Annotated in this window: 3 protein-coding genes and 1 pseudogene; all 4 read right to left on the bottom strand. The window is 38.7% G+C overall.

The annotated features are described in order from the left end of the window. Positions 1-1,357 (bottom strand): COG3014 family protein (locus AC1DDX_RS26170; protein WP_477622893.1); only part of this gene is annotated, 1,357 nt, incomplete at its 3' end. Positions 1,358-1,386: 29 nt separating this feature from the next. Continuing rightward, positions 1,387-1,980 carry a penicillin-binding protein activator LpoB gene (locus AC1DDX_RS26165; protein ID WP_172662381.1) on the bottom strand — a complete coding sequence of 198 codons (594 nt, stop codon included), beginning with the start codon at positions 1,978-1,980 and terminating at the stop codon, positions 1,387-1,389. A 39-nt stretch (positions 1,981-2,019) separates the two neighbouring features. Next, on the bottom strand, positions 2,020-2,382 hold the full coding sequence (locus AC1DDX_RS26160) for a hypothetical protein (RefSeq protein ID WP_337717091.1): 363 nt from the start codon (positions 2,380-2,382) through the stop codon (positions 2,020-2,022). Between the two features lie 96 nt (positions 2,383-2,478). Next, a pseudogene (locus AC1DDX_RS26155) lies at positions 2,479-2,680 on the bottom strand (TlpA family protein disulfide reductase); the annotation flags it as partial.

Below are 2,680 nucleotides of genomic sequence, written 5' to 3'. Positions count from 1 at the left end.
CATTAGCCCCTTTTAAATCAAGCGTAATGGTATTATCTCCTTTTTTTAAAGGAATTCTTGCATATCTGATCTCACTAGGCAAGGTTTGCCAGTTTCGGGTATCTGCTTTCTCCGAAAGCAAACTATACAACTGCATTCCAAAACCCAACCCCTCAAGTAAAGAATTGTCTTTGCCGTCCTTTCCATTTCCCTTAGCACTGGCTTTAAGTACATATTCTGCACTTTTCTTTACCGCCAAACGGGTAAGCACTTTCCCCATCTCCTTTGCAAAACGTTGATCAAGTGTTTTAACCGCAAGCTGATTAATATCTTCTGCCTTTTCAAAGTTTATGGTCGACAGCCCGTCAGTAATAGTCGCGCTTGTAAAATAAGGCTGCTGAGCAACGTATTTAGGATATGTAGCCCTAAGGCTATTAACTGAGTTTAAATTAATGTCACCACTTCCATAGGCCGTATTATAGGGAATAAACAAGGTGCCTGCTAAATTGGTAAATACCAAATCTCCATTAGATCCTCTGATAAGGGAAAAAATAAACTCTTCCTGTTGCTTAACAGGTGCCAATCCATTTTCCCAAAAGAGAATAAGCGTTCCTCCTTCTGATGATGGCTCTGGTTGATATTTTAAGTTAAACAGTTCCTCAAACCGGGTTAATTCAGCCTTAAAACCATTTGCATCCGCCATTCTAAGTACATCCAACTGAAGCTCTTTAGGCAGGGTCGTGCCGTAATACGTTTTGTCGGGGCTTTTCAAATAAACCTCCGCAGCATTTCGGTAGGCTATAAAAGCATTGTTAACGTCTCCATCGCTTTCATAAATAAGGCCTTGAAGCATTAATGAAAATGCGTCCTTAGAATACCTGCTCTCTTTATCATTAAACTTGTCGCCTTGTTCCTGCGATTGCAAAGTAATTCTTCGGGCCTCAACTATGGCGTCTTCGGTTTTATGCAGATACAGGTAATTAAGCGCTTTATAATAATGGATCATAAACTTTTCAAAGTCTTCTCCTTTATAAGCCTGTGTCATGGGATTTACAAGAGTACCCACCACCGCATCCATAGCACCGCCAATTCCATTTTCCAATAGCTGGTCGGCCTCATTAAAGTAACGGTTGCTATTTTCATAATCACCAATCAAGTGGCTCGATTTCCCTTTCTCCATTAAAAACAGCAGCTTATTCCGCGGTTTCTGAAGTAAGCGGTTCTTATCAAGCTCCTTAACTGCCTCATTGTAATTTCCAGTCGCGATTTGTTTATAATAACCTGCGATTTTCTCATTATAAGAGGCACAGCTAAAAAGAAAAAGCATCAATCCTAAAAGAACTGATGCCTTAAGCTTATTCTTACTATTATTTGTCATACTGTTATTTTAGCCGGATCAGCATCCTGCTAGTTCTTAACGTATTTAGCAATTTTCTTGTCGCCTATCCATACAACCTCATTGGTCTGTATGTCTGTAAGCTCCAGGTTTACCTGATAATAAACTACTTTTTTGCGTTTATGTGAATCCACAATAGAATTGATTGACCCTTGCAAAATATAGTCGGCGCCATTTTCCAATCCGAATTTCTTCATGGTAGAAACAGAAGCATTATCTTGTTGGTCGGCTTTCTCTGCACGCAGCTCTTCTCTTTTCTTACCCCCTTGCACTAAACGAACACGCTCACTTTGAACAAATGCCTGTTCAACATCTTTCACAAATGTTTCTGCGTCTATATGTTCATGACTTTTGTTTTGAACAAGACCAACAACCACTACAGGTTTTTTACCTGCTTTAGCTTCAAGATGTGTAGACAGCCATTTGGCTCCCAAAACACTTTGGGTCATTTCCTGAGCAACCATTCTCGAATCTGTATTGTTCCAGTTTCCGCTAACATCAACAGTATCTGTAGTGTTAATTCTTGTTACTTGTCTGGAGCATGAAGAGATCATTATACCAGAAACTGCAATGGCAGCAAGGGTTAATATTTTTTTTAACTGCATTTTATTAAATATGATTGTATGTAAATGTTGTATTTTTAGTTACCATCCCCAGCCCGTTCCGTAATAGCCCCAATGGCTGTTATAACGGCGGCCCCATCCGAAATTTAACGATGGGTAGTAATAAGAGTTCCCATAATAGGGATAGCTGTACAAGCTGCTCTCATAATTGCGCTCACGACGAAGTTTACGACGTTCTTCTCTTGCTTCGTACCAATCGTATGCTTTATAGGTATTTTGAACAGTAGTTCCCTGATCTCTGGTTAAAGAGTCGGACACGTTCATGTATTTAGCTCTTGCCACTTCGTATCTGGGGTTTTGATCCTGAACCAGGCTGGCTTGTTGTCCATAGCTATATGTAACTCCGGCTATTAAGCCTGCAATAATCATCAAAGTCCTTTTCATAATATAAAGGTTTAACTAAAAGCAAAATTACTTAATATTTTTATTGATTTGTTTATAGTTTTACAATCCAAATGTCAATAATCGAGTTAAAAAATGTTAAATCTTAAGGCCCTTTAATTGTTCAATGAATTCAATGAATTTTGAACTTGAATAGTTGGCTGCCCCAGACTCATTATAAGATAGCCTACCTTGCTTATCAAAAACAATTGTTGTAGGCAATGCTCCTTTAAAAAGATTTTCCGGAATATTGCTTGCTACAGAATAAACCGGCATTTGATAACTTCTCTTGTCCATATAC

This window comes from Pedobacter sp. 10L46_2 (assembly GCF_056395165.1).
This window is presented reverse-complemented; position numbering and strand designations above follow the sequence as displayed.

Coding starts and splice junctions, on each gene's coding strand:
- AC1DDX_RS26160 (WP_337717091.1), bottom strand. CDS start 2,382: ATGAAAAGGACTTTGATGATTATTGCAGGCTTAATAGCCGGAGTTACA.
- AC1DDX_RS26165 (WP_172662381.1), bottom strand. CDS start 1,980: ATGCAGTTAAAAAAAATATTAACCCTTGCTGCCATTGCAGTTTCTGGT.